General features: G+C 44.3%; 25 protein-coding genes. 18 read left to right on the top strand and 7 right to left on the bottom strand.

From position 1 onward, the window contains the following. Positions 1-40: 40 nt before the first annotated feature. Genes opp3b through N179_RS07520 form a run of 4 tightly spaced genes read left to right on the top strand, consistent with a single transcriptional unit; the run spans position 41 to position 4,052 of the window. Positions 41-967 carry an oligopeptide ABC transporter permease gene (opp3b, locus tag N179_RS07535; RefSeq protein WP_023468895.1) on the top strand — a complete coding sequence of 309 codons (927 nt, stop codon included), beginning with the start codon at positions 41-43 and terminating at the stop codon, positions 965-967. Further along, entirely contained in the window at positions 967-1,998 is a 1,032-nt protein-coding gene (gene opp3C / locus N179_RS07530) for an oligopeptide ABC transporter permease (RefSeq protein WP_023468894.1), read from the top strand. The genes opp3b and opp3C overlap by 1 nt, the downstream gene beginning before the upstream one ends. Before the next feature lie 27 nt (positions 1,999-2,025). Beyond that, on the top strand, positions 2,026-3,099 hold the full coding sequence (locus tag N179_RS07525) for an ABC transporter ATP-binding protein (protein WP_023468893.1): 1,074 nt from the start codon (positions 2,026-2,028) through the stop codon (positions 3,097-3,099). Further along, positions 3,099-4,052: an ABC transporter ATP-binding protein gene (locus N179_RS07520; RefSeq protein ID WP_023468892.1), complete on the top strand. Its 954-nt coding sequence runs from the start codon at positions 3,099-3,101 to the stop codon at positions 4,050-4,052. The genes N179_RS07525 and N179_RS07520 overlap by 1 nt, the downstream gene beginning before the upstream one ends. A gap of 47 nt (positions 4,053-4,099) precedes the next feature. On the opposite strand, the gene N179_RS07515 is transcribed toward N179_RS07520, so the two are convergent. Continuing rightward, a complete protein-coding gene (locus tag N179_RS07515; protein WP_023468891.1) occupies positions 4,100-4,633 on the bottom strand; it encodes an HD domain-containing protein in 534 nt (177 codons plus the stop codon). A gap of 224 nt (positions 4,634-4,857) precedes the next feature. Between N179_RS07515 and N179_RS17025 the strand changes: the two genes are divergently transcribed. From N179_RS17025 to mecA, 3 genes are all read left to right on the top strand, one after another. Further along, the gene (locus N179_RS17025; RefSeq protein WP_023468890.1) at positions 4,858-4,995 is read left to right on the top strand and encodes a hypothetical protein; all 138 of its coding nucleotides are present in this window, start codon (positions 4,858-4,860) and stop codon (positions 4,993-4,995) included. Between the two features lie 172 nt (positions 4,996-5,167). After that, positions 5,168-5,566 (top strand): transcriptional regulator SpxA, encoded by a 399-nt coding sequence (gene spxA, locus N179_RS07510; protein WP_012370920.1) that lies wholly within the window; start codon positions 5,168-5,170, stop codon positions 5,564-5,566. Between the two features lie 171 nt (positions 5,567-5,737). After that, positions 5,738-6,364 carry an adaptor protein MecA gene (mecA, locus tag N179_RS07505; protein WP_023468889.1) on the top strand — a complete coding sequence of 209 codons (627 nt, stop codon included), beginning with the start codon at positions 5,738-5,740 and terminating at the stop codon, positions 6,362-6,364. A gap of 62 nt (positions 6,365-6,426) precedes the next feature. Here mecA and N179_RS07500 read toward each other — a convergent pair whose 3' ends face one another. Further along, entirely contained in the window at positions 6,427-7,149 is a 723-nt protein-coding gene (locus tag N179_RS07500) for an SDR family NAD(P)-dependent oxidoreductase (protein WP_023468888.1), read from the bottom strand. Between the two features lie 68 nt (positions 7,150-7,217). On the opposite strand from N179_RS07500, the gene cls reads away from it, so the two are divergent. From cls to pepF, 3 genes are all read left to right on the top strand, one after another. Further along, entirely contained in the window at positions 7,218-8,729 is a 1,512-nt protein-coding gene (cls, locus tag N179_RS07495; RefSeq protein ID WP_023468887.1) for a cardiolipin synthase, read from the top strand. An 18-nt stretch (positions 8,730-8,747) separates the two neighbouring features. Then, entirely contained in the window at positions 8,748-9,698 is a 951-nt protein-coding gene (locus N179_RS07490; RefSeq protein ID WP_075642573.1) for a competence protein CoiA family protein, read from the top strand. Positions 9,699-9,762: 64 nt separating this feature from the next. After that, on the top strand, positions 9,763-11,565 hold the full coding sequence (gene pepF, locus N179_RS07485) for an oligoendopeptidase F (RefSeq protein ID WP_075642572.1): 1,803 nt from the start codon (positions 9,763-9,765) through the stop codon (positions 11,563-11,565). A 219-nt stretch (positions 11,566-11,784) separates the two neighbouring features. Here pepF and N179_RS07480 read toward each other — a convergent pair whose 3' ends face one another. Both N179_RS07480 and N179_RS07475 read right to left on the bottom strand, forming a co-directional pair. Next, the gene (locus N179_RS07480; protein WP_023468885.1) at positions 11,785-12,576 is read right to left on the bottom strand and encodes a DsbA family protein; all 792 of its coding nucleotides are present in this window, start codon (positions 12,574-12,576) and stop codon (positions 11,785-11,787) included. A gap of 94 nt (positions 12,577-12,670) precedes the next feature. Next, entirely contained in the window at positions 12,671-13,252 is a 582-nt protein-coding gene (locus tag N179_RS07475; protein WP_235515916.1) for a CYTH domain-containing protein, read from the bottom strand. A 96-nt stretch (positions 13,253-13,348) separates the two neighbouring features. On the opposite strand from N179_RS07475, the gene yjbM reads away from it, so the two are divergent. From yjbM to N179_RS07460, 3 genes are read left to right on the top strand one after another with little or no spacing between them, the layout of a single operon-like run. Next, entirely contained in the window at positions 13,349-13,993 is a 645-nt protein-coding gene (gene yjbM / locus N179_RS07470; protein ID WP_035396676.1) for a GTP diphosphokinase, read from the top strand. 10 nt (positions 13,994-14,003) lie between these two features. After that, positions 14,004-14,807: an NAD kinase gene (locus N179_RS07465; protein ID WP_023468882.1), complete on the top strand. Its 804-nt coding sequence runs from the start codon at positions 14,004-14,006 to the stop codon at positions 14,805-14,807. An 18-nt stretch (positions 14,808-14,825) separates the two neighbouring features. Beyond that, on the top strand, positions 14,826-15,713 hold the full coding sequence (locus tag N179_RS07460; protein ID WP_075642571.1) for an RluA family pseudouridine synthase: 888 nt from the start codon (positions 14,826-14,828) through the stop codon (positions 15,711-15,713). A 50-nt stretch (positions 15,714-15,763) separates the two neighbouring features. Here the strand turns inward: N179_RS07460 and N179_RS07455 are convergent, their stop codons facing one another. After that, a complete protein-coding gene (locus N179_RS07455) occupies positions 15,764-16,933 on the bottom strand; it encodes an FtsW/RodA/SpoVE family cell cycle protein (RefSeq protein WP_035396680.1) in 1,170 nt (389 codons plus the stop codon). A gap of 144 nt (positions 16,934-17,077) precedes the next feature. On the opposite strand from N179_RS07455, the gene fabI reads away from it, so the two are divergent. Together fabI and N179_RS07445 are read left to right on the top strand one after the other, a co-directional pair. Next, positions 17,078-17,851: an enoyl-ACP reductase FabI gene (gene fabI / locus N179_RS07450; protein ID WP_029342212.1), complete on the top strand. Its 774-nt coding sequence runs from the start codon at positions 17,078-17,080 to the stop codon at positions 17,849-17,851. A 111-nt stretch (positions 17,852-17,962) separates the two neighbouring features. Continuing rightward, the gene (locus N179_RS07445) at positions 17,963-18,181 is read left to right on the top strand and encodes a hypothetical protein (protein WP_075642570.1); all 219 of its coding nucleotides are present in this window, start codon (positions 17,963-17,965) and stop codon (positions 18,179-18,181) included. Between the two features lie 4 nt (positions 18,182-18,185). On the opposite strand, the gene N179_RS07440 is transcribed toward N179_RS07445, so the two are convergent. Next, the gene (locus tag N179_RS07440; protein WP_075642569.1) at positions 18,186-18,698 is read right to left on the bottom strand and encodes a YjcG family protein; all 513 of its coding nucleotides are present in this window, start codon (positions 18,696-18,698) and stop codon (positions 18,186-18,188) included. A 145-nt stretch (positions 18,699-18,843) separates the two neighbouring features. Here N179_RS07440 and N179_RS07435 point away from each other — a divergent pair, with 145 nt between their 5' ends. The 3 genes from N179_RS07435 to N179_RS07425 are packed head-to-tail and all read left to right on the top strand — an operon-like array spanning position 18,844 to position 20,503. Next, entirely contained in the window at positions 18,844-19,386 is a 543-nt protein-coding gene (locus N179_RS07435) for a phosphatidylglycerophosphatase A family protein (protein ID WP_034786059.1), read from the top strand. Continuing rightward, positions 19,386-20,006, top strand: a complete 621-nt coding sequence (locus N179_RS07430) for a phosphatase PAP2 family protein (RefSeq protein WP_075642568.1) — start codon at positions 19,386-19,388, stop codon at positions 20,004-20,006. Before N179_RS07435 ends, N179_RS07430 begins: the two co-directional genes overlap by 1 nt. Further along, the gene (locus N179_RS07425) at positions 20,006-20,503 is read left to right on the top strand and encodes a hypothetical protein (protein WP_035396682.1); all 498 of its coding nucleotides are present in this window, start codon (positions 20,006-20,008) and stop codon (positions 20,501-20,503) included. The genes N179_RS07430 and N179_RS07425 overlap by 1 nt, the downstream gene beginning before the upstream one ends. A 55-nt stretch (positions 20,504-20,558) precedes the next feature. On the opposite strand, the gene N179_RS07420 is transcribed toward N179_RS07425, so the two are convergent. Continuing rightward, on the bottom strand, positions 20,559-21,434 hold the full coding sequence (locus tag N179_RS07420; RefSeq protein ID WP_055968680.1) for a DegV family protein: 876 nt from the start codon (positions 21,432-21,434) through the stop codon (positions 20,559-20,561). Positions 21,435-21,460 lie beyond the last annotated feature (26 nt).

The raw sequence follows: 21,460 nt of genomic DNA, 5'->3' as shown, positions 1-21,460 counted from the left end.
TTCGAAAAAAACAGAAAATCTTTATAGGGGGTGCCATCTTATGGGCCGTTATTTAGCTCAACGCCTGATCTACGGCGTAATGACGTTTTTACTCATCGCTTCGTTCACTTTCTTCTTGATGGATCTGCTACCAGGTTCACCGTTCCAAAACCAGGAGAAACTTTCTCCTGAACAGTTGAACATCCTTCGGGATAAGTACAACTTGAATGATCCACTTCCGCAACGCTACGCAGCGTACATGGTCAACTTGTTCCAAGGAGATCTTGGTATTTCATTTAAGTATGATAGCCGTCCGGTAACGGATCTGATCTCTGAACGAATTGGACCATCGGCTCAACTTGGAGTTCAGGCGTTGATTCTTGGCGTCCTACTAGGGCTTGTACTTGGTGTTATCGCGGCGCTTCGTCACAACACAGTGATTGATTATGGTGCGATGTTCGTATCGGTTATCGGGATCTCAGTACCTTCCTTCGTATTCGCCTCACTCCTTCAGTACTATGTCGGCGTGAAATGGGGCGTTTTGCCAGTCGCGTTCTGGGAAAGCCCGGCGCATACTATTTTACCGACCATATCGTTATCACTTGGGGTCACGGCCTCGATTGCTCGATTCGTCCGTACAGAGATGTTGGAAGTTACAGGTCAGGATTACGTCACGTTAGCTAAAGCAAAAGGCCTAGATGGTCAAGCGATTACTTGGAAACACATGGTTCGGAATGCTTTGATTCCGGCAATCACGATTCTTGGACCGATGACAGCTGCGCTAATCACAGGTACGCTTGTTATTGAAAAAATCTTTGCGGTACCAGGACTGGGTGAGTTATTCGTATCATCGATCACACAAAATGACTACACGGTTATCATGGGAACGACGTTATTCTTCTCGGCAGTCTTCATTCTCATGATCTTAATCGTCGATTTACTGTACGGTGTCGTTGATCCACGGATTCGTTTGGGGGGTAACAAATAATGGCTGAACAAAATTCAAATGCAAAATCAGAACAGTTTGATTCGTCACTGTTCCAACACGTTGAGTTCAATGAACAGGCGGGAGAACGCCTTGCTGGTAAAAGTTTAAACTTCTGGCAAGATGCATGGATGCGTTTGCGTAAGAACAAAGCGGCGATCCTATCGTTAGCGGTCATCATCATCATCGCGATCATGTCACTAGTGGGTTCTTCACTTTCTGGTAATGATCCTTATACCCAAACAATCACACAGGCTAAACTTCCGCCTAAAGTTTCAGGGTTAGAGTGGGCTGGTTTTGATGGTATGGCAACACTTGGTGAAACACCGATTGATTTTTATAAACAAAAACAGGTGACAGAGAACTTCTGGTTTGGTACGGATCACCTTGGTCGTGATCTTTGGTCACGTGTCTGGGAAGGCACAAAGATTTCCTTATTCATCGGTTTAATGGCAGCAGTCATTGACGTTCTCGTAGGTGTCACATACGGTGGTATCTCTGCTTATTATGGTGGACGTGTCGATAACATCATGCAACGGATTGCTGAAATTTTGACAGGTGTACCGAACTTGATCTTAATTATCTTGTTCATCTTAATTCTTGAACCAGGGATTACGACGATTATCCTTGCGATGACGATTACCGGCTGGATCGGGATGAGCCGACTTGTTCGTGGTCAAATTTTGAAACTAAAGAACCAAGAGTTCGTTCTTGCAGCACGGACACTTGGTGCTTCTAGCACACGGTTGATCTTCAAACACTTGATTCCAAATACCTTGGGAACGATCATCATCTCACTCATGTTCACGATTCCAAGTGCAATTTTCTTTGAAGCATTCTTAAGCTTCATCGGTTTAGGACTTGCACCACCACAACCGTCACTTGGTACTTTGATCAACGAAGGGTATAAAGAACTCAAAACGTTCCCTTACTTGCTCGTTGTTCCATCGACGGTCATCGTACTCCTCATGATCAGCTTCAACATGTTGGCAGATGGATTACGTGATGCGTTCGACCCACGTTTACGACGCTAACGGAAACTAGAGAGGAGCTCATTCACAATGGAAACTATTTTATCTGTTCGCGACCTGAATGTCGCTTTCCATACGTATGCCGGGACGGTTCAAGCCGTCCGCGGTGTATCGTTTGATTTGAAAAAAGGCGAGACACTCGCAATCGTTGGTGAGTCTGGTTCTGGTAAGTCAGTTACTTCAAAAGCAATCATGCGTTTGATTCCAAACCCACCGGGTGAAATCACGAAAGGCGAGATTTTATTCGAAGGTCGTGACTTAGTTAAGCTTTCCGATAAAGAGATGCAAAAAGTCCGTGGTCGTGATATCGCAATGATCTTCCAGGATCCAATGACATCACTTAACCCGACGATGACAATCTATAAACAAATCGCTGAAGGCTTAAAACGTCACCAAGGTTTAACGGGTGACGCAGCGAAGAAACGTACACTCGAACTTTTGACACTCGTAGGGATTCCAAACCCAGAAGCGCGTCTGAAACAATACCCACACCAATTATCAGGTGGGATGCGTCAACGGATTGTCATCGCGATCGCACTTGCTTGTAACCCGAAAGTATTGATTGCGGATGAGCCGACAACTGCACTCGATGTTACGATTCAAGCTCAGATTCTTGAGTTATTGAAAGACATCCAGCAAAAAACGGGTACAGCGATTATCTTCATTACACACGATTTAGGTGTCGTAGCGAACATGGCTGACCGTGTAGCCGTCATGTATGCTGGTAAATTGATTGAAAAAGGAACGGTAGATGAGATCTTCTATGAGCCACGTCATCCATACACATGGGGACTACTTGGTTCGATGCCACGTCCATCGGATGACCGTTCGCAAGATCTTCCAGCAATTCCTGGAACGCCACCGAACTTGATGCACCCACCAGTAGGTGATGCGTTTGCACCGCGTAATAAATACGCGATGAAGATTGATTTCGAGAAAGAACCACCTTTCTTCAAAATCTCAGATACACACGAAGCGGCGACGTGGTTGCTCCATCCACAAGCACCTTATGTTGAACCACCTGCAGCAATCCGTGACTTGGCATTAAAATACCGTCCGGACAGCGTGTTCTCAAAATCGCTTCTGAAAGGCGGTCTGAAGTAATGGAAAACCGTAAGAAACTACTTGAAGTAAAAAACTTAAAACAACACTTTAATATTGGTCGCGGTCGTGTCGTTAAAGCAGTCGATGGTCTCTCGTTTGATATCTATGAAGGAGAAGTGCTCGGTCTTGTAGGGGAGTCAGGCTGCGGTAAATCGACAACTGGTCGTTCGATCATCGGCTTGTATGATGCGACAGACGGCGAAGTCATGTTCAAAGGTGAAAACGTACACGCGAAAAAATCGCGTAAAGAGAAACTGAAGTTTAACCGTGCGATGCAAATGATCTTCCAAGATCCATATGCCTCTTTAAATCCACGTATGACAGTCGGTGATATCATCGCTGAAGGTATCGATATCCATGGCTTAGCGAACTCGAAAGAGGAGCGTAATAACCGTGTGTATGATTTACTTGAGACTGTTGGTTTAACGAAAGAACACGCGAGTCGTTACCCGCATGAGTTCTCAGGTGGTCAGCGTCAGCGGATTGGGATCGCACGCGCACTTGCTGTAGAGCCGGACTTCATCATTGCGGATGAGCCGATTTCAGCACTCGATGTATCGATTCAAGCCCAAGTCGTCAACTTGATGAAAAAACTACAACGGGATCGCAGTTTGACATACTTGTTCATCGCACACGATTTATCGATGGTCAAGTATATCTCAGACCGGATCGGTGTTATGTATCAGGGTCACCTCGTTGAATTGTGTGATGCAGATCGTCTGTATGAGAATCCAGTTCATGCGTATACGAAGTCACTTCTATCTGCGATTCCGCTTCCGGATCCAGAGCACGAGCGGACACGTAAACGGATTATCTTTGATCGTCCGACGAGTGGACCGGTTGGTAAATCGGATGAAGATTCGAGCATTCCACCACTTCGTGAAATCGAGCCAGGTCACTTCGTTTCGATGACGGATGCAGAACTTGAAGCGTATCAAGCGCAACTCGTATAATTTTTTAAAATAAAAGGCATTTCCACGTTGATCGTGGAAATGCCTTTTTAATTTTCTGATGCGATACGCGGTAGATGAGCAAATCGGTGGACGACTGAATCGATCGCATCAAGACGACGCATGGCTTCTTCAAAGTCAATTTTTTCGTAATGATGGAGTCCGCCCGGCTGTTCTTCCAGCGTATCCGCATCATGAACAAGTTGTTGAAGAGGTGTTCGGTTGATCGCACCTGGTGGGAGATAGGAATCCGTATGCAAAAGAACAGCGAGAGCAATTTCTTTTGCGCGTGCTGGTTCTTCACCAAGGCGAATCAATAGTTTATGAGCACGTTCAGCTCCTTTAATGGCATGAATATCATTTTGGCGATATAAATCATAGTTCCAAGTGCCGTCGGTATACCATTCGTAATGACCAATATCATGTAAGAGTGCTGCCTTCGTAGCAGTGTCAGCATCTAAACCACGTTTCGTAGCGAGTGTCAGTGCGCGTTCCGCTACTGAAATCGCATGATTCAAGCCAGAACGAGATAAATATTTTTGAGCGATCGGATGATCGAGAATCGTAACGAGTGTTAATGCCATGAATGAAAAACTCCTTTCTGAGCGTTGATATTTCTATATACTCTACAGAAATTTGAAAGAAATTGCAACTATTTTTCATTTATCAATCGACAATCTCACATATTTAATTGCTTAAAGTAGGAATAGATTTTTGAGATACGTGGTATACTTACTAGTGTAGAAGATGATTTATTCGCTTTCGTATGGTTGTTAGTTCTGTTTCGGGCCGAATGGGGTGTCGGAATATGAAAGAACGTGACAAGAAGAAAAAGCTGAAGAAGCGCCTTTTGCGGGACATTTTAGAGAAAAAACTGAAAGAAATGAAACTTCCTAAAGCAAAAGAGACGATTTCTCAGCCATTTGATCACACGCCAGCTTGTTAAAGCCACGTGGTGGCTTTAACAAGCTTTTTTACGAAAAGTTCTTTCATCTTTAGAAAAAAGCTAGGTTTTCTGCTTTATTAGATGTAAACTGTCAAGTAATAGAACCATCATCAATATCTGCTTATTCACATAGGTGTTGAATGATGTTAAATCAGGGGGAGGATGTTTTTCAATGGTAACACTCTATACTTCACCAAGTTGTACTTCTTGTCGGAAAGCACGCGCGTGGCTTGAAGAACATGAAATCCCGTTCGTAGAACGTAATATCTTTTCTGAACCATTATCGCTCGATGAAATCAAACAGATTCTTCGTATGACGGAAGATGGAACGGACGAGATTATCTCAACACGTTCAAAAGTCTTCTCGAAACTCGATGTTTCCGTTGAAAACTTATCGTTGCAACATCTATACGATTTGATTCAAGAATACCCGGGATTATTGCGTCGCCCAATCTTGATTGATGAAAAACGCCTTCAAGTGGGATACAACGAGGATGAAATTCGTCGATTCTTACCTCGCAAGGTGCGTACGTTCCAACTTTTGGAAGCGCAGCGTCTTGTCAACGAGTAATTTCAAAAAGCACGCTGCTTCGTGAGCAGTGTGCTTTTTGTTACCGATAAAAAAGGTTAAAATAAAGATAACAAAGGAATAGAAATATATCCTTCGGATTCAAAACCATGAATCCAAGTTATGTCCTCGTTCGTATTCTAGATAAGGAACGAGAAGAAAGGAGTGGACAGTTTGAAAATCGAACGCGTCAATGACAATACGGTCAAGTTCTTCATCACGTACACCGACATCGAACGCCGTGGTTTTGCCCGAGATGAGATTTGGTATAACCGGGAACGGGGAGAACAGTTATTCTGGCAGATGATGGACGAAGCGAATGAAAAAGAGTCCATCTCCTTCGAAGGTCCACTGTGGATACAAGTGCAAGCATTTGAAAAAGGTCTTGAAGTCACTGTAACGATCGCGAAAAATGCAGTTGATGGCGAGCAAGTCGATGAAGACGAACTCGATTCACTTTTACGATCAGCGATGTCTGAGACAGAAGATAAAGATACAGAGTTAAGCCAAGATGTTTTATTTGAAACTCGCGATTTCGAACATATCATCGCGCTCAGTCAATATGCGAATGCTCCTGTATTCGCAGAACTTGAAACAGCGCTTTATCAAAAAGATGGGCTCTATTTACTGCATGTTCATTTCGAAGATGATGTGAACGTAGAAGCGCAAGAAAACGTCATGAGTTTAATCGCAGAGTATCTCCAGTTCAGCGAACAAACAATACATCCTGTAGCTGAATACGGGAAACAGATCATTGCTTCAGATGTCTTTCCGTTCATTCGGAAACATTTTCCGAACTAAGGTCAGAAAAAGTGCGAGGAAAAGGAGGATCACATATCGTGATACCTCCTTTTGTTCTGGTATTAAGTGAGTGTATAGCCTCCATCTACGATGAGCGCTTGACCGTTGATGTAACTCGCTTTGTTTGATAATAAGAAACAAACGACCTCAGCGATTTCAGAAGGTTGTGCAGGCTCACCTCGAAGGTGATGTTTCATTGCGAGGTCAAATTTATCTTTCCCGCCATATAACGCATGACTGAGCGCTGTATCGACTGGTCCCGGGCAAATCGCATTAAATCGGTACTTACCATGGAAGCGGGCGGCGTATGTCTTTGTTAGCGTCAGTAAAGCACTTTTAGACGAAGCGTAAGGCAGTAGCATTGCTGGAAACTTAACATGACCTACGATGGCGCTATTATTGACGATGGAAGCACCTTTTGAAAAGCGTTTCGTCGCGAGCTGTATGATTCGTTCGGGTGCGTGATAGTTCACTTGGAATACTTCTTTTTGTTGATCGGAGACACGTTCAGGTGCAACGGGTTTACCGAAAGTACCTGCATTGTTGAAAATACCATCGATTTCTGGGAAATCTTCTTGTGTTTCTTCAAAGAACGCATCGATTGCAGAGGAATCAGTTAAGTCGACAGGGAAGAAATATAAACGTCCTTCTCCATTTGATTCAAGCGAGGATCCTTTATCTTCATTACGACCAATCGCAAGGACAGTATGTCCCTCCCGGATGAGTTGAAGCGCAGTTGCCTCACCAATTCCACTTGTTGCACCAGTAATGATATACGTACCCATTTAAACGCTTCCTTTCTGTCATCAGTTTAAATACGATTTGTACTACTTACATAAAAGGAGGGGGATTCATGCTACGACGTGTACAACTTCTCATGACCCTCATCTTGACCATCGGCTTGATTGCCTTTTTATCCTACTATTGGAGTGTCTACATGGTAGGTTGGCTGTCCATCGTCATCATTTTGGTCGTCATGAGCGTGTTCGTCATCATTCTACTCGAAAATCGGAACCCAGAACGAACGCTCGTCTGGGCACTCGTCATGATGGCATTGCCTGTCGTTGGCGTATTCGTGTATTTCACATTTGGTCAGAACTACCGCCGAAAACGAATGTTTCGACTGAAGGCAATGCTTGATGAGGAGTCTTACATTAAATATCGTACCCAGTTTAAGGCAGGGGTACACCAATCAGTGTTCCAAGAAGGGCGTTATGGAAAAGTTGTGACACTTATCGATTCAATCAGTCGTCTTCCGATTTCGTATAATACACATACAAGAATCTTGACGAATGGTCAGGAAAAGTTTCCGATTCTTTTAGAAGAGATTCGTCAAGCACAGCATCATATTCATTTGGAGTACTATATCGTACGGGATGATCAACTTGCGCTTCAGTTACAGGAAGCGTTGATTGAAAAGGCCGAGCAAGGAATCGAGGTCCGTTTTCTTTATGATGCCGTCGGATGTTTTTCGACGGATAAGCATTATTTCAAGAAGATGCAGGCGGCTGGCGTTGAGGTTCGCGCGTTTTTCCCTGTCGTCTTACCGTTTATTTCGAGTAAATCGAACTACCGGAATCATCGGAAAATTGTCGTCATCGATGGAACGGTTGCATTTACAGGCGGAATCAACATTGGGGATGAGTATATCGGTCGCGATCAACATTTTGGTTTTTGGCGTGATACCCATCTTCTCGTAAGGGGAGAGGCTGTCTCTGAACTCCAACTGATTTTTCTCCAAGACTGGTATTACATGACAGGTGAACGGCTGTTTACACCGTTTTACATGGAGCCACTTGAGTACGTTGAAGAAGCAACAGGGGGTGTTCAAATCATTGCGAGCGGTCCTGATGAGCCACATGAGGCAATGAAATCACTTTACTTCGGGCTCATCACGGAAGCGCGTGAATCAGTCTATATTGCTTCTCCGTATTTGATACCGGATGAAGACCTGATGACAGCACTGAAGACAGCTGCTATGGCAGGGATTGATGTCCGTATTTTGCTACCGAGCTTTCCAGACCATAAAATCGTATTTTTTGCGAGCCGTTCTTATTTTGATGACTTGCTACGAGCTGGTGTGAAAATTTACGAGTACAATAAAGGATTCATGCACTCGAAAGTCATCGTTGTGGACGACGCCATCGCAACGATTGGGACAGCGAACATGGATTTACGTAGTTTTCATTTGAATTTCGAAGTGAATGCTTTCTTATATGGAACGAACTCTGTCCATGAACTAACACGTGATTTTTATGAAGATTTTAGCCATTCGACACAAGTTGATGCTGATATGTTCCATCGGCGTCCATTACGCCGTCGATTGATTGAATCGATTTCACGTTTATTCTCACCGTTACTCTAGAAAAAGGGGACGATTCAGATGTTTGAAGCCATTGATGCTTCTGGTAAACGCATCATGATTCACAGATTTCCCATACATGAATTAAAAGCGATGTCCTTACGTTGTCCGTATTGCCTGAAGCCCTTGCGCGTCAGGCAAGGACGACGACTACATTTTGCACATATCTCAGCTTGTTCAGGAGAAAGTAATTTGCATATGTCTTGGAAAAAGCGGATTGCTAGTTCTTTAATAAATGCAGGTATCCAAGTCGAAATTGAATGGGTGACTGGAGAGAGACGTTTTGACCTGTGGATACCAGAACAGAAACTTGGAATTGAGATTCAACGTTCTCCGATGTCGGCAGAGGAATGGATTAGACGAGCCTTACTTGATGCGAAACAAGAACAAACGGTTCGGTGGATCGGATTTCATCCTTCACATGGTGTCACGTTGCGATTGCAGGGTTGGATGCGACAAGCATTTTTACAAAATGATTATTTGGATCTGATCGTCGAGAATCAAATCCGGAGATTTCGACATCCAGTTCCTTTTGCAAAACACCATGTCTATTGCACGGTTCAATCGCTCTCGTTATCTGATTTTCTCTCGACAGAGCCTTCATCATTTCCTCGGAAATTTTCAATCGCTCGATGGCAAGGGATCGTTCATCGCTATCGGAGACGTCCTTTTTATCCTTCATTACCTCCACGCATTCTCAAGACCCCACTGTATCAAGCAGGTCTCCATCTACAAAACCTTCCCTCATTTGTGTTTCTTCCGATCACACGTCTATTATTTCTCCCTGTCCATCCCTTTGAATTTCAAATCGCAGTCTTTTTAAAGCTAAAAGGGAGATATACTTCAATCCATCTAGAACATGCCATAAATCAACTGCTTTACCAATTGAATCTATCGATTGAAAGAGATTTGATTGATGCTCTCGTCAGAGAATGGATGGAACGGATCGAGGAGGCGAATAAGCTGTTTTAGCAGGAGCACTTCGATTGTTTGTCGAAAAGAAAACAGGTATAACTGAATTAAAGGAGTGAGGGAAATGGCAGAAGTATTAACACGTCAAGATGTTGACGTTACAGAAACATGGAATCTAGAGTCGATTTACGCAACGAACGAAGCGTGGGAAGAAGAATTCGAATCGGTGAAAGCGATGCTTCCATTACTCGTCGAGTATAAGGGTCGTCTTGGACAGAGTGCAGAAACACTCTATGAAGGGTTACAGTTACGCGACGAAGTCTCAAGACGCCTTTATAAGCTTTATACATACGCGCACATGCGTTATGACGAAAATACAGCAGACAGCTTCTACCAAGCTATGAATGACCGTGCTCGGACGCTCGCGTCGCAAATCGGAGCAACACTTGCTTTCATGACACCAGAATTGTTAGCTGTACCTGAGTCAACGATTGAGACGTATCTTAATGAGAATCCAGATCTTGCGATGTATCGTCATGCATTTGATGAATTGAATCAAGAGCGTGAACACGTCCTGACGGAAGCGGAAGAAGCGATTCTTGCAAAGGCAGGAGAAGTACTCGGTCAATCCGGTGCGACGTTCGGTATGTTGAACAATGCAGATCTGACATTCCCGAAAATCAAAGGGGAAGACGGAGAAGAGACAGAGTTGACACATGGTCGCTTCATCACATTCCTCGAGTCATCTGATCGTTCGGTCCGTGAAGCTGCATTTAAAGCGATGTATGGAACATATGCAAAATACACGAATACGCTCGCTTCGACACTTGCTGGGTCAGTTAAGAAAGACAACTTCTATGCGGATGTCCGGAAGTTCCCATCGGCACGCGCAGCAGCTTTACATGGTAATGCGATTCCTGAGTCCGTCTATGATGGATTAGTTGAAGCGGTACATGAGCATTTACCATTACTCCATCGTTACGTCGCTTTACGTAAGCGAGTACTTGGACTTGATGAACTACACGTGTATGATATGTACACACCGCTCGTTTCTGAGGTGGAGATGAAAGTCTCTTACGAGGAAGCGAAACAATTGATGGTTGAAGGACTTGCACCGCTTGGAACAGAGTATAAGCACATCCTCGAAGAAGGATTGTCTGAACGTTGGGTTGATGTCCGAGAGACGCGTGGTAAACGGAGTGGAGCCTACTCTTCTGGCGCTTATGATACACAGCCGTTCATTTTGATGAACTGGCAAGACAACATCAACAACCTCTTTACACTCGCACATGAATTCGGACATTCTGTCCATAGTTATTACACGCGGAAGTCTCAACCATATCCATATGGTGATTATTCAATCTTCGTCGCAGAAGTTGCCTCAACGACGAATGAAGCATTGTTGAACGACTATCTATTGAAGAAAGTAACGGATCGTAAAGAAAAACTCTATCTATTAAACAATCAACTCGAAACATTCCGTGGAACATTGTTCCGACAAACGATGTTCGCCGAGTTCGAACATGCAATTCATGATGCGGCTCGTCTTGGCCAATCGCTGACACCGGAATTCTTAACGTCAACGTATTATGCGTTGAATCAAAAATACTTCGGAGAAGAAATTGTATTGGATGAAGAAATCGGTCTAGAATGGGCTCGGATTCCACACTTCTATTACAATTATTATGTCTATCAGTATGCAACGGGCATTTCTGCTGCCGCTGCTTTGACGGATCAGATTCTAGAAGAAGGACAACCTGCTGTAGAGCGATACATTAACAATTTCTTAAAAGCGGGATCAAGTGATTATCCAATCGAAGTATTAAAAGCTGCGGGTGTCGATATGACAACAAAAGCGCCAGTTGAAGCAGCATTGCGTCAATTTGAACATGTCCTAGATGAATTTGAAGCTTTGTTAGCAGAGTGACATCTTTGTGACAAAGTGAACAAAGAGTGGAAAAGAGGCGAAGTCCACGATATACTTATATTGTGAAGAGGGTCACATTCCCCAGTCGATTCTCTTTTTCCCCCATCCAGTGGTCAAAAGAAAAGTCCTTCTCGTCATGAAGGACTTTTTCTTATTCTATGAGTAAATACTAAAAAGGGACAGTGAAGCATTCTTCACTGTCCCTTTTTATTGTTTTTATCATGCGTGTGCCGAATCTTTTAAATGACGCCATACTTTTCCATCACAGTACGATAGAGAAGCACATTTTTGTTGCAAGACCAGTTTTTTTAATTCGTGTTCAATCTGGGATTCAGGAGCATCATAAATAAAGGCGATTTCAGCCGTTGTTGCTGTTTCATACCGTCTCAAGAATTGTTCGAGTGGTGGCTTCGGTTGTTTCTCGATCGTATGATCTAGTAATTCACTTAAGATCGAGACATACACCAAATACTCATAAGGTCCTTCTGCTTTGATCGCTTCTTCGTCTCCGACAAAAGCGAGTGTTGGAAGAATCCGAACATCCCAATCGGTGACTAGTTCGGTTTCTTTCTCGAGCATTTGCTGAATCGTATCCGACGAGACATCACGATGAAACTCTTCTAAATCCAAACCATACTCCGTTAATGCCTCTGCTAGCCGCATCAATGATGGGCGACTATAAGCACTTTCTCCTTCGACGTTATGAAGCATTCGAAGGCGTCGCATGAATCGCATACCAAACGTCTTTCCTTGAAGCTCAATTGCTTTTAGAATGACGAGTGGTGACATATCGCATGCAGATCGTGATGGAGCACATGGAATCGTTGCAATCGTCCGAAGACGGAACAGATGACCATATTCTAGCTCTAGCTTCTTGAGGACGGGTATCAACCGTAAACCATCCGTTTGTGTCACATCTAGAAAATGATAGATTTCCAGAGGTTTCGTCGGTTGTTGAATCGATGGTTCGTCCAATGAACAATAAGATCCGTTACATTGTGAGTGTTCCATCCGTTCACCCCTTCCTGTTGTTATCGTTACCCTATTTTAGCAACGAAAAAAAAGAAAGAGCAAAGGTTTTGCTTGTTCATTCTTACACGAAAAATCAAGAAAGCGCTTTACGCTCCATGAAGCGAACGATTTTGTTTTTTGTTTTGCGCTGGGGAATGTCATGTTCTGAAAGAAGTCGCTCGAAATCCTTTTGCCCTTGTTCGAAGTTACTGACCTCAAACTCTAACTCATAATCGGTGTGTCCGAGATAGCGACTTTTATCAAGGACAAGCAATCCTTCCGGGAGCACGGTTTCGATTCGTTCTGTCTCTAATCGACCTAAATGCTCCAAAGATCCCTGTAAATCAAATGACTTTAGCTGTTCGTTCATCTCTTCGGAATGAATTAGACCGTATTTGAACAGATCTTCTGCTTCAGTTGATGATAACGTGACATGCGTTTCAAGCAACCCTTCCTCATGGGGTTGTTTTAAAGTCAGGACGAGCCCTTGTTTTTTCTCACGAATCCGTAATGCAGCACCTTTTTTTCGAAGTTCAAAATCTGGCGTATCAAAATAATCATTTGCTTGCCAAATGGGTTGTTTAGCTGATGCATAATGGGTAAATAACGATAGATATTCTTGTTCAGACAATAAGTTCTTAAATTCGATTTCCAATTCTTGTCTAATCGGAATCACGCCTTTCTAGTTGAATGTCTGAAAATATGATAACATGAATGAGGTAGGAACAGGCAGTGAACCAATACTATTCGATTAAAAGTGGTGACAAATCAGATGACAAAAGAAAATTGGGATTTATTTCTTGCACCGTATCAGATCGCGGTCGACGAGTTGAAAGTTAAGCTAAAAGCGATTCGTAAACAATTTCAGCAACGGGGAGAACATTCACCGATTGAATTTGTCACAGGACGGGTCAAACCTGTAAAGAGCATTCTTCAAAAAGCGGAACGAAAAGCAATTGCGCGTGAGTCATTAGAACAAGACATGCAGGATATCGCCGGATTACGTATCATGTGTCAATTCGTCGATGATATCATTCATGTCCTTGAGCTGTTGCGCTCGCGCGGAGATTTTAAAATCGTCGAAGAACGGAACTACATTACGCAAAAAAAGGATAGTGGCTATCGATCGTATCACGTCATCATTGCCTATCCGGTACAGACGATCGAAGGTGAAGTTCCGACGTTAGTCGAGATCCAAATTCGAACGCTTGCGATGAACTTCTGGGCAACGATTGAACACTCGTTGAATTATAAGTACCAAGGAAATATTCCGGAAGAGACGCGTGAGCGTCTGCGTCGTGCAGCAGAGGCAGCATTTTTGCTTGATGCGGAGATGAGCCAGCTGAAAGTAGAAATCCAAGACGCACAACTCGTCTTTCAACGCGACGCTAAGGCGTCTGAACGATTAAAAGAGTAGGGGGATGACCATGCGTTTTGCAATCACGGCTCGTGATGATGAGCGATCTCATGCGCTGAAACAGCAACTCGAGCAGGCATTGACGGATCGGGGATGTATTCTTGATGTCAGCCAGCCGGAAATCGTCGTCTCGATTGGTGGAGACGGAACGATGCTACAGGCGTTTCATTCGTATCTCGATCAAGTAGAGACGATCACGCTTGTTGGGATTCATACGGGGCATCTTGGTTTTTATGCGGATTGGCGCCCTGAAGAAATGGATGAACTGATTGATCATATCGCGAAGCAGGATTTAGCGACGGTTCAATACCCGTTGCTTGAACTCTCGATTGATTATGCGGACGGTTCACACAACCAACTGCTTGCCTTGAATGAATGTACGATTAAAAGTTTTAATCAGACGCTCGTTTGCGATTTATCGATTCGAGGCGACTACTTTGAGACATTCCGAGGTGATGGACTGTGTGTATCGACACCGTCTGGTTCGACAGCATACAATAAGGCACTCGGCGGAGCGATCGTTCACCCGGCGCTCGAAGCAATTCAAATTACAGAGATGGCTTCCATCAACAATCGTGTCTACCGGACGATCGGCTCACCGATGTTGCTACCCAAACATCATGATGTCGAAATTCGTCCCGTTAATCCGATTGATTTTCAGATGACCTATGACCACTATGCTTCGATCATTCATCAAAACGTGACATCGATTCGGTGCCGGGTCTCTGATAAAAAAGTGAAATTTGCTCGTTTTCGTTCTTTCCCGTTCTGGCAACGGGTGCGGGAATCTTTCCTGGCAGACGAAAGACGTTAAAGTAAAGGAAATGGAAACATGAATGGATTTCAGCTACAACAGATGGTGACTGACATTGAGGATGGCTGGCGTGTCAGTCATTTTTGTACGACCCGCTTAGGGATTTCGCGGAAAATGTTAGTATCGATTAAAAATCATGGGGATATCACGCGTAATGGTCAGCATGTTAACGTCCACGACGTCTTACACGCGGGTGATCGTGTCCATGTCTTCTTCCCGGAAGAGACACCAGCACCGGATATGGTGGCGACAGAAGGGGAACTTGATATTTTGTTTGAAGATGATTGGTTGCTCGTCGTCAATAAACCGCCGGGAATGGCATCGATCCCGTCACGACTGCATCCGGAACGCTCATTATCGAACTATGTCCTTGGTTATTACCGAAAACAAGGAATTCCGTATGCAATCCATATCGTTAATCGGCTCGATCGTGATACAAGTGGTCTTGTCTTGTTCGCGAAACACGGGTTTGCCCATCACCGGATGAGTCTCATGCAACGATCTAATGAATTAGAACGACATTATTTAGCGTATGCACCCGGAAACGTACCGGTACAAACGATTGATCAACCGATTGGTCAAACCGATCATTCCTTTATGGAACGGATGGTACGACCAGATGGTCAACGTGCCATCACTCATATCTTAAATAGCCGTCTAGTTCGAGCCTTTGACCAAGAAATTTCATTACTCGATATCCGACTAGAGACAGGTCGGACACACCAAATTCGTGTCCATCTTGCTTTTCTTGGGCATCCCTTGATTGGCGATACGATGTATCAAGGGAACCCGTTACTCCCGCGTCAGGCGCTCCATAGTGCGTCAGCAACGTTCCTTCATCCTGCGACGGGAGAACGGGTTCGTTTTGAAGCACCACTTCCTGAGGATCTTCGATTGGAAGGATAAAGTACACAAATAAAAGGCAATGGACTCGGTCCACTGCCTTTTATTTGTGTTTAGTCTTCATCGAACATGGAAATCCGAGATTGAGAGGCGATTGCCATGATCAATCCTAGACCGACGAGGTTTACGATCATCGTTGATCCCCCATAACTGATGAACGGTAAGGGAAGACCTGTGATTGGTAAGACACCAATCGTCATCCCGATGTTTTGGAAGATTTGGAACGTAAACATCGCGACATATCCTGTCACGATATAGGTACCAAATGGATCCGCTGTCTCGAGAGCAATCTGAATCAAGCGATAGACGAACAGGAACAAGACGATCAAGACGATGGCAGCCCCGATGAAACCGTAGTGTGAGGCAATCGTCGTAAAGATGAAGTCTGTATGCAATTCCGGAACGAACACTTGCAGTTTCCCGTATCCAACGCCGAACATTTGCCCTGAACCTGTTGCGTTGATTGCTTGGACGAGTTGGTACGACAGATCATCCGCATATTCGAACGGTTGCAACCAAGCCATGATTCGGTTCATCGCGTGACCTGGGAAAAAGGTTGCGAGTAAATCGTTTTGGAAAAAGAACAGGTAAAAGAAGATGATGACGGCTCCTGCGAACAGACCGAACATCGTCAAAAGCCATTTCCAGTTTAGTCCGGATAACAACATCGCACATGCTAAGATGACGCATAGAATCAAACCGATCCCTAGATCGGGCTGAATGATGATAAGACCGAGCGGTAAGGCTGTAACCGCGACCAACTTGATAAGTAACAAGAGATCTCTTTCATGTTGAACATAACGCGCATTGTGCTCGGTAATGACGGCAGCGAGCGTCACGATCAAAAAGAACTTCATGAACTCAGCCGGTTGGACCGTACCGATAACCGGGAATTGATACCAACCGTATGCCCCTTTGATTTCAGTGACGATTGGTGTGTTTCGAAGAACGACAAGACCGATCAATGACACGATACCTGCTCCATATAAAAACCAGTGAAATCGCTTCAACTGTTCATAATCGATGAAAATGACGACCGATAACGCCATGAAGCCGATGACATACCATTGAATTTGTTTGGCAGAGAAGTTGATGGCACTGATCGCACCTTTAAGCGAAGGTTGTGCTGTATAGATGGCGATGATACTGATGACCATCAGACAGGCGAGTAAAAAAAGCAACGTATGATCATAACGTTGTGTAAATGATTTGAATCGATTCATTTCATCCCTACTTTCTATCACTTTCTATATTACCGTAATTTATCAAATCCGCAATATCAAGAGCGATGGTTGACAGAAGCGTTACGTTTTTGTAACCTGAAGATAGGTTTTATTACCAGGTACTAATTCAAGGGGGACTTTATCATGAATATTTATCCTTCACTCGAAGGCAAGACGTACGTCGTCATGGGCGTCATCAACCAACGTTCGATTGCATGGGGCATCGCACGTGCGCTCGACGCTGCTGGAGCAAGCCTGGCATTTACATATGTCGGAGAACGTTTCAAGGCACCACTTGAAAAATTAGGACAAGAATTATCACGACCGGCTTCTTATTATACGTGTGATGTCACGAGTGATGAAGAGATCGAACAGGTCTTCCAAACAATCCATGCAGATCACGGTAAGATTTCAGGGATCGCTCACTCGATCGCATTCGCGGATAAAGAAGCGCTTCGCGGTGAGTTTTCTGGGGTAACGCGTGAACAGTTTGCGCAAGCACTTGATATCTCAGCCTACAGCTTAACAGCAGTCGTCAAGGCCGCGAAGGATTTCTTCACGGAAGATGCATCCGTCATCACGTTGACATACCTCGGTGGTGAGAAAATGGTTCCGAACTACAACGTCATGGGTGTTGCGAAAGCCGCATTAGATGCAAGCGTTCGTTATCTCGCTGCTGAATACGGTCAGCAAGGCGTTCGTGTCAATGCGATTTCAGCTGGTCCAATTCGGACAGTATCCGCAAAAGGTGTCGGCGACTTCAATTCCATTCTTGATAGCATCGAAGAACGAGCGCCACTTCATCGTAACGTGACGACGGAACAAATTGGTCAAAGTGGATTGTTCTTGCTTTCGCAAATGTCGAGTGGGGTGACAGGAGAAATTCTTCACGTCGATAGCGGATTCCACATTCTTTAATAAACGATCGATTAAGCCAGGCTTTCCCATGCGGGAGGCTTGGTTTTTTTGTGCTCGATCGGGGAACTATCAAATATAAGTGTCACTAGAAGGAGAGAGGAAGTGCAGAGGATGAACGCAATCGATTTTACAGTCGTACAATATGTCAATCGTCAAGTACGTGTCGATCCACAGCTAAAGAATGAACCAGTCGCTCGAGTTCAACCGATACGCCCAACTGACCCTTACCGCGAACACGAAGCGGACGACTTTTTAGAAGAACAGGCAAATGCATACGGTGTATTACCGGAACTAAAACTTCCCGGTCGAAGCTTCGACCGGGAAGTTTAATCATTCATTGACCTGTGAAGCGGAATGTCTCATAGACACTCCAAGCACCGTTCTCCAGTTCATACAATAAAGCCATTTTCGTGACGTCCTCTTGGAAACGGATATCTTCCATCTTGAGACGTTCTAGTACATCGAACAGTTCGACATCCGACAGTTCTTGACCGATTGTGATGTGTGGCAAGAAATCGTATTTCGGCTTATGTTCGAGTGGTCCCGTATGCAAAGCGCGATGTAATTGTTCTAACTCATCCGTCGGCATTACTTTAAGGAACAAGACATTGTTCGTCGGATGGAACGAACGAGCTCCTTGGATGTGCAAATTGATAGGCTTCGTTTCGGACGCGATTCGATTCAACTCCGTCACGATGTGGTCTAATTCTGTTTCATCAACTTCCATCCGCTCCCGTAGCGTGATATGAGGTGTGATCAGTGCATACTTCGAGTCATATCTCTTTCGGTATGAATTGGCAAAATCTTGAACGCGTTTCGATGGAAACAATACAACCCCGATGTTCATCGAAAATCCCCTACTTTCCCCTGAAATGATAACGCTTTACAAAATAATCATGACGGATTCTGGCGTCGATGTCAAAGAAGTTTGAGAGGAGGTTCAGAATCCGTGTATACTAATGAAGTACTTTGTTGGAGAGGTGGATATAGTCATGAAGAAAACACATTCAAAAGAGGTCAAACAGGCAGCTATCGATAAGTTACACGAACGTGGGGTGACGATTCATGCAATCGCTGAGATCGTGTACCAAATGCAGGCCCCCTACACGGTGGATCTGACAATTGAAACATGTGTCAGTTCAGTAGAACGTGTTCTTGAAAAACGTGAATTACAACATGCGATTCTCGTCGGAGCAGAACTAGACATCCTGGCGGAAAAAGGGTTATTATCAGAACCTCTGCTGTCCATCATCCAAAGCGATGAAGGGCTATTTGGCGTAGATGAGACGATTGCGATTGGTGCCGTCAACACGTATGGTTCGATTGCGGTTACGACATTTGGCTATTTGGATAAAGCAAAGGTTGGTATCATCAAAGAACTCGATACGAAACTTGGGGACGGAAAAGTCAATACGTTCATGGATGATATCGTCGCAGCCATCGCAGCAAATGCATCCGGACGACTAGCGCATCGTTTGCGAGATAAGGAAGACTATTCAGCAGAAGAATTAGAAGAACGTAAGGGGACATACTGATGCGGGGTGCGAGAGGGGCGTGGATTGGTGCATCCATCGCTGTCGTCTTATTCGTGATCATCGCTGTCTCCATTCGGACGACAGGCTATTTTTTATTTGATGCTCAATTATCGTCATATATGTCGCAACACGTCCCAGGGGATTACGTTTCTTGGTTCACTCAACTCGGATCAGGTCCAGGGGCGATGATGATGACGGTGTTACTTGGAATACTGAGTTATGTTTTGTGGCGGGATCGCATTGCAAGTATCTGGTATGTAATCATGGCAATATCAGTAGGTGTATTGAATCAAGTCGTTAAATTTGCCTTTGTCCGAGAGCGCCCCTCATTAAATGAATTGGTTGGTGGCGTAGGATACAGTTTTCCGAGTGGTCACTCAGCGATGGCTTTTGCCGTCTATACTGGGTTTCTCGTTGTTGCGTTTCGTCATTTGAAAACAGGTGGGAAGGTACTTGTATCGATCGTGACGATTGGATTATTCCTCGCCATGGGAGCTTCTCGAATCATTTTAAACGTTCACTATTTCTCAGATGTCATCGGTGGATATTGTTTTGCCGCGATTCTTTTATGTAGCTCCTATGCATTCATCGTCTCCCGTAGAAAAAAAGGAGTAGCTTGATGTTACTGTTAGATGTTGATCATAGTTTATTATTTGATGAAGAAACGATGCGCTCCATCGACAAGCCGACGTTGCTTGTCGAGCGAGTCGCTGGGCGACCTCGTTTTATGACGATGCGAGCGCATCTTAGATTAAAACGGTTAGTATCGATTAACGGTGTTGTTCCGGTGACGAAACGAACGATGGAAGAGTACCAGCAGTTGGAACTCTTTCAAATCGATGCGCCACCGAAGTGGGCGATCATTGACGGTGGAAAGATTTTGCTTAAAGAAGGAAAAGTGGATCGTCGATATGAAAATTGGCTTCGTCAATTCAATAAGGAGACATCACTTGATTCCATCCTTGAGTATCTCATCGAAATGGAACAAGTTTCGATTGATGTATATCCTTCTGAGACGTTATCCAGTGTAATTACGCTTCCGCATGAGCCGATTCAATGGACGACGGACGAAGCCGTATTATTAGAAGAACTATTTCGTAAGTATGAAACGACATGAAAAAACCGGACGGTCTCAAGCAGACCGTCCGGTTTTCATCGTTTCGTGCAAGATATCAAGTTGTTGGTAAAGGAATCTCATCGAACCAGTACACACCGACCGTCTCAGCGCCAGCATGTGCCAAGATGGAAGGACCAAATTGGGTAATGCGTACTTGAAGCTCCGGATGTTCTGTAGAAATCAAGCGCCGTAATTCTTCAGCAGCGGCATGAGCGAGCGTATGACTGACATAAAGCGTCCGATCATATACACCATGAGCACTGACTTTTGATGAAATTTCACTGACCATTTCTTTAAAAGCTTTTTTGATGGAACGGACTTTTTTAAATGGGACAAGTCGTCCTTCCTCATTAAATTGAGCGATTGGTTTAATATTGAGCATGTTTGCTAGTAAAAATTGACTCCCAGAGACACGTCCGCTCCGTCGCATCGTCTCCATATTTCCGATGATCAGATAAAAATGCGATTTGTGTTTGAATGTCTCAAGCGTAGACATGACTTCATCTGGACCTTTACCAGCAGCAACGAGTCGTTGTGCGATCCGGACAAGTTCTTGCTGATTCGCAGCACCTGTATACGAATCAATCGCGTATAAGGGGAAACCGACAGCTTCAGCTGCAGCGACGGAACTCGAATATGTGCCGCTCAGTCCACTCGTGATATGAATCGCATACCCATAATCATAACCATCTTCAAGCAATTGTTCATACAAGGTTACGAAATCACCGAATGATGGTTGAGAAGTCGTCGGTGAAGCGTGGGAATCTTCTCGCATTTTTTGATCAAGCTGTTCAATCGAGATATCGACATACTCCCGGTAAGACTCTCCGTTTAAGATGAGTAAAGTCGGTATCACATGGACTCCGATTTTTTCAGCCTCTCCTGGCTCAAAAAAAGCCATGCTGTCGGTAATCCAAGCAATCTTATCCATGTATATGACGCCTCCATTAATAGAAC

It is taken from the genome of Exiguobacterium indicum HHS 31, assembly GCF_001939065.1.
GTDB classification, from domain to species: domain Bacteria; phylum Bacillota; class Bacilli; order Exiguobacteriales; family Exiguobacteriaceae; genus Exiguobacterium_A; species Exiguobacterium_A indicum.
This window is presented reverse-complemented; position numbering and strand designations above follow the sequence as displayed.

Excerpts from the sequence above, each read along its gene's own strand:
- opp3b (WP_023468895.1), top strand. The coding sequence starts at position 41 with ATGGGCCGTTATTTAGCTCAACGCCTGATCTACGGCGTAATGACGTTT.
- opp3C (WP_023468894.1), top strand. The coding sequence starts at position 967 with ATGGCTGAACAAAATTCAAATGCAAAATCAGAACAGTTTGATTCGTCA.
- N179_RS07525 (WP_023468893.1), top strand. The coding sequence starts at position 2,026 with ATGGAAACTATTTTATCTGTTCGCGACCTGAATGTCGCTTTCCATACG.
- N179_RS07520 (WP_023468892.1), top strand. The coding sequence starts at position 3,099 with ATGGAAAACCGTAAGAAACTACTTGAAGTAAAAAACTTAAAACAACAC.
- N179_RS07515 (WP_023468891.1), bottom strand. The coding sequence starts at position 4,633 with ATGGCATTAACACTCGTTACGATTCTCGATCATCCGATCGCTCAAAAA.
- N179_RS17025 (WP_023468890.1), top strand. The coding sequence starts at position 4,858 with ATGAAAGAACGTGACAAGAAGAAAAAGCTGAAGAAGCGCCTTTTGCGG.
- spxA (WP_012370920.1), top strand. The coding sequence starts at position 5,168 with ATGGTAACACTCTATACTTCACCAAGTTGTACTTCTTGTCGGAAAGCA.
- N179_RS07500 (WP_023468888.1), bottom strand. The coding sequence starts at position 7,149 with ATGGGTACGTATATCATTACTGGTGCAACAAGTGGAATTGGTGAGGCA.
- cls (WP_023468887.1), top strand. The coding sequence starts at position 7,218 with ATGCTACGACGTGTACAACTTCTCATGACCCTCATCTTGACCATCGGC.
- N179_RS07490 (WP_075642573.1), top strand. The coding sequence starts at position 8,748 with ATGTTTGAAGCCATTGATGCTTCTGGTAAACGCATCATGATTCACAGA.
- pepF (WP_075642572.1), top strand. The coding sequence starts at position 9,763 with ATGGCAGAAGTATTAACACGTCAAGATGTTGACGTTACAGAAACATGG.
- N179_RS07480 (WP_023468885.1), bottom strand. The coding sequence starts at position 12,576 with ATGGAACACTCACAATGTAACGGATCTTATTGTTCATTGGACGAACCA.
- yjbM (WP_035396676.1), top strand. The coding sequence starts at position 13,349 with ATGACAAAAGAAAATTGGGATTTATTTCTTGCACCGTATCAGATCGCG.
- N179_RS07465 (WP_023468882.1), top strand. The coding sequence starts at position 14,004 with ATGCGTTTTGCAATCACGGCTCGTGATGATGAGCGATCTCATGCGCTG.
- N179_RS07460 (WP_075642571.1), top strand. The coding sequence starts at position 14,826 with ATGAATGGATTTCAGCTACAACAGATGGTGACTGACATTGAGGATGGC.
- N179_RS07455 (WP_035396680.1), bottom strand. The coding sequence starts at position 16,933 with ATGAATCGATTCAAATCATTTACACAACGTTATGATCATACGTTGCTT.
- fabI (WP_029342212.1), top strand. The coding sequence starts at position 17,078 with ATGAATATTTATCCTTCACTCGAAGGCAAGACGTACGTCGTCATGGGC.
- N179_RS07445 (WP_075642570.1), top strand. The coding sequence starts at position 17,963 with ATGAACGCAATCGATTTTACAGTCGTACAATATGTCAATCGTCAAGTA.
- N179_RS07440 (WP_075642569.1), bottom strand. The coding sequence starts at position 18,698 with ATGAACATCGGGGTTGTATTGTTTCCATCGAAACGCGTTCAAGATTTT.
- N179_RS07435 (WP_034786059.1), top strand. The coding sequence starts at position 18,844 with ATGAAGAAAACACATTCAAAAGAGGTCAAACAGGCAGCTATCGATAAG.
- N179_RS07430 (WP_075642568.1), top strand. The coding sequence starts at position 19,386 with ATGCGGGGTGCGAGAGGGGCGTGGATTGGTGCATCCATCGCTGTCGTC.
- N179_RS07425 (WP_035396682.1), top strand. The coding sequence starts at position 20,006 with ATGTTACTGTTAGATGTTGATCATAGTTTATTATTTGATGAAGAAACG.
- N179_RS07420 (WP_055968680.1), bottom strand. The coding sequence starts at position 21,434 with ATGGATAAGATTGCTTGGATTACCGACAGCATGGCTTTTTTTGAGCCA.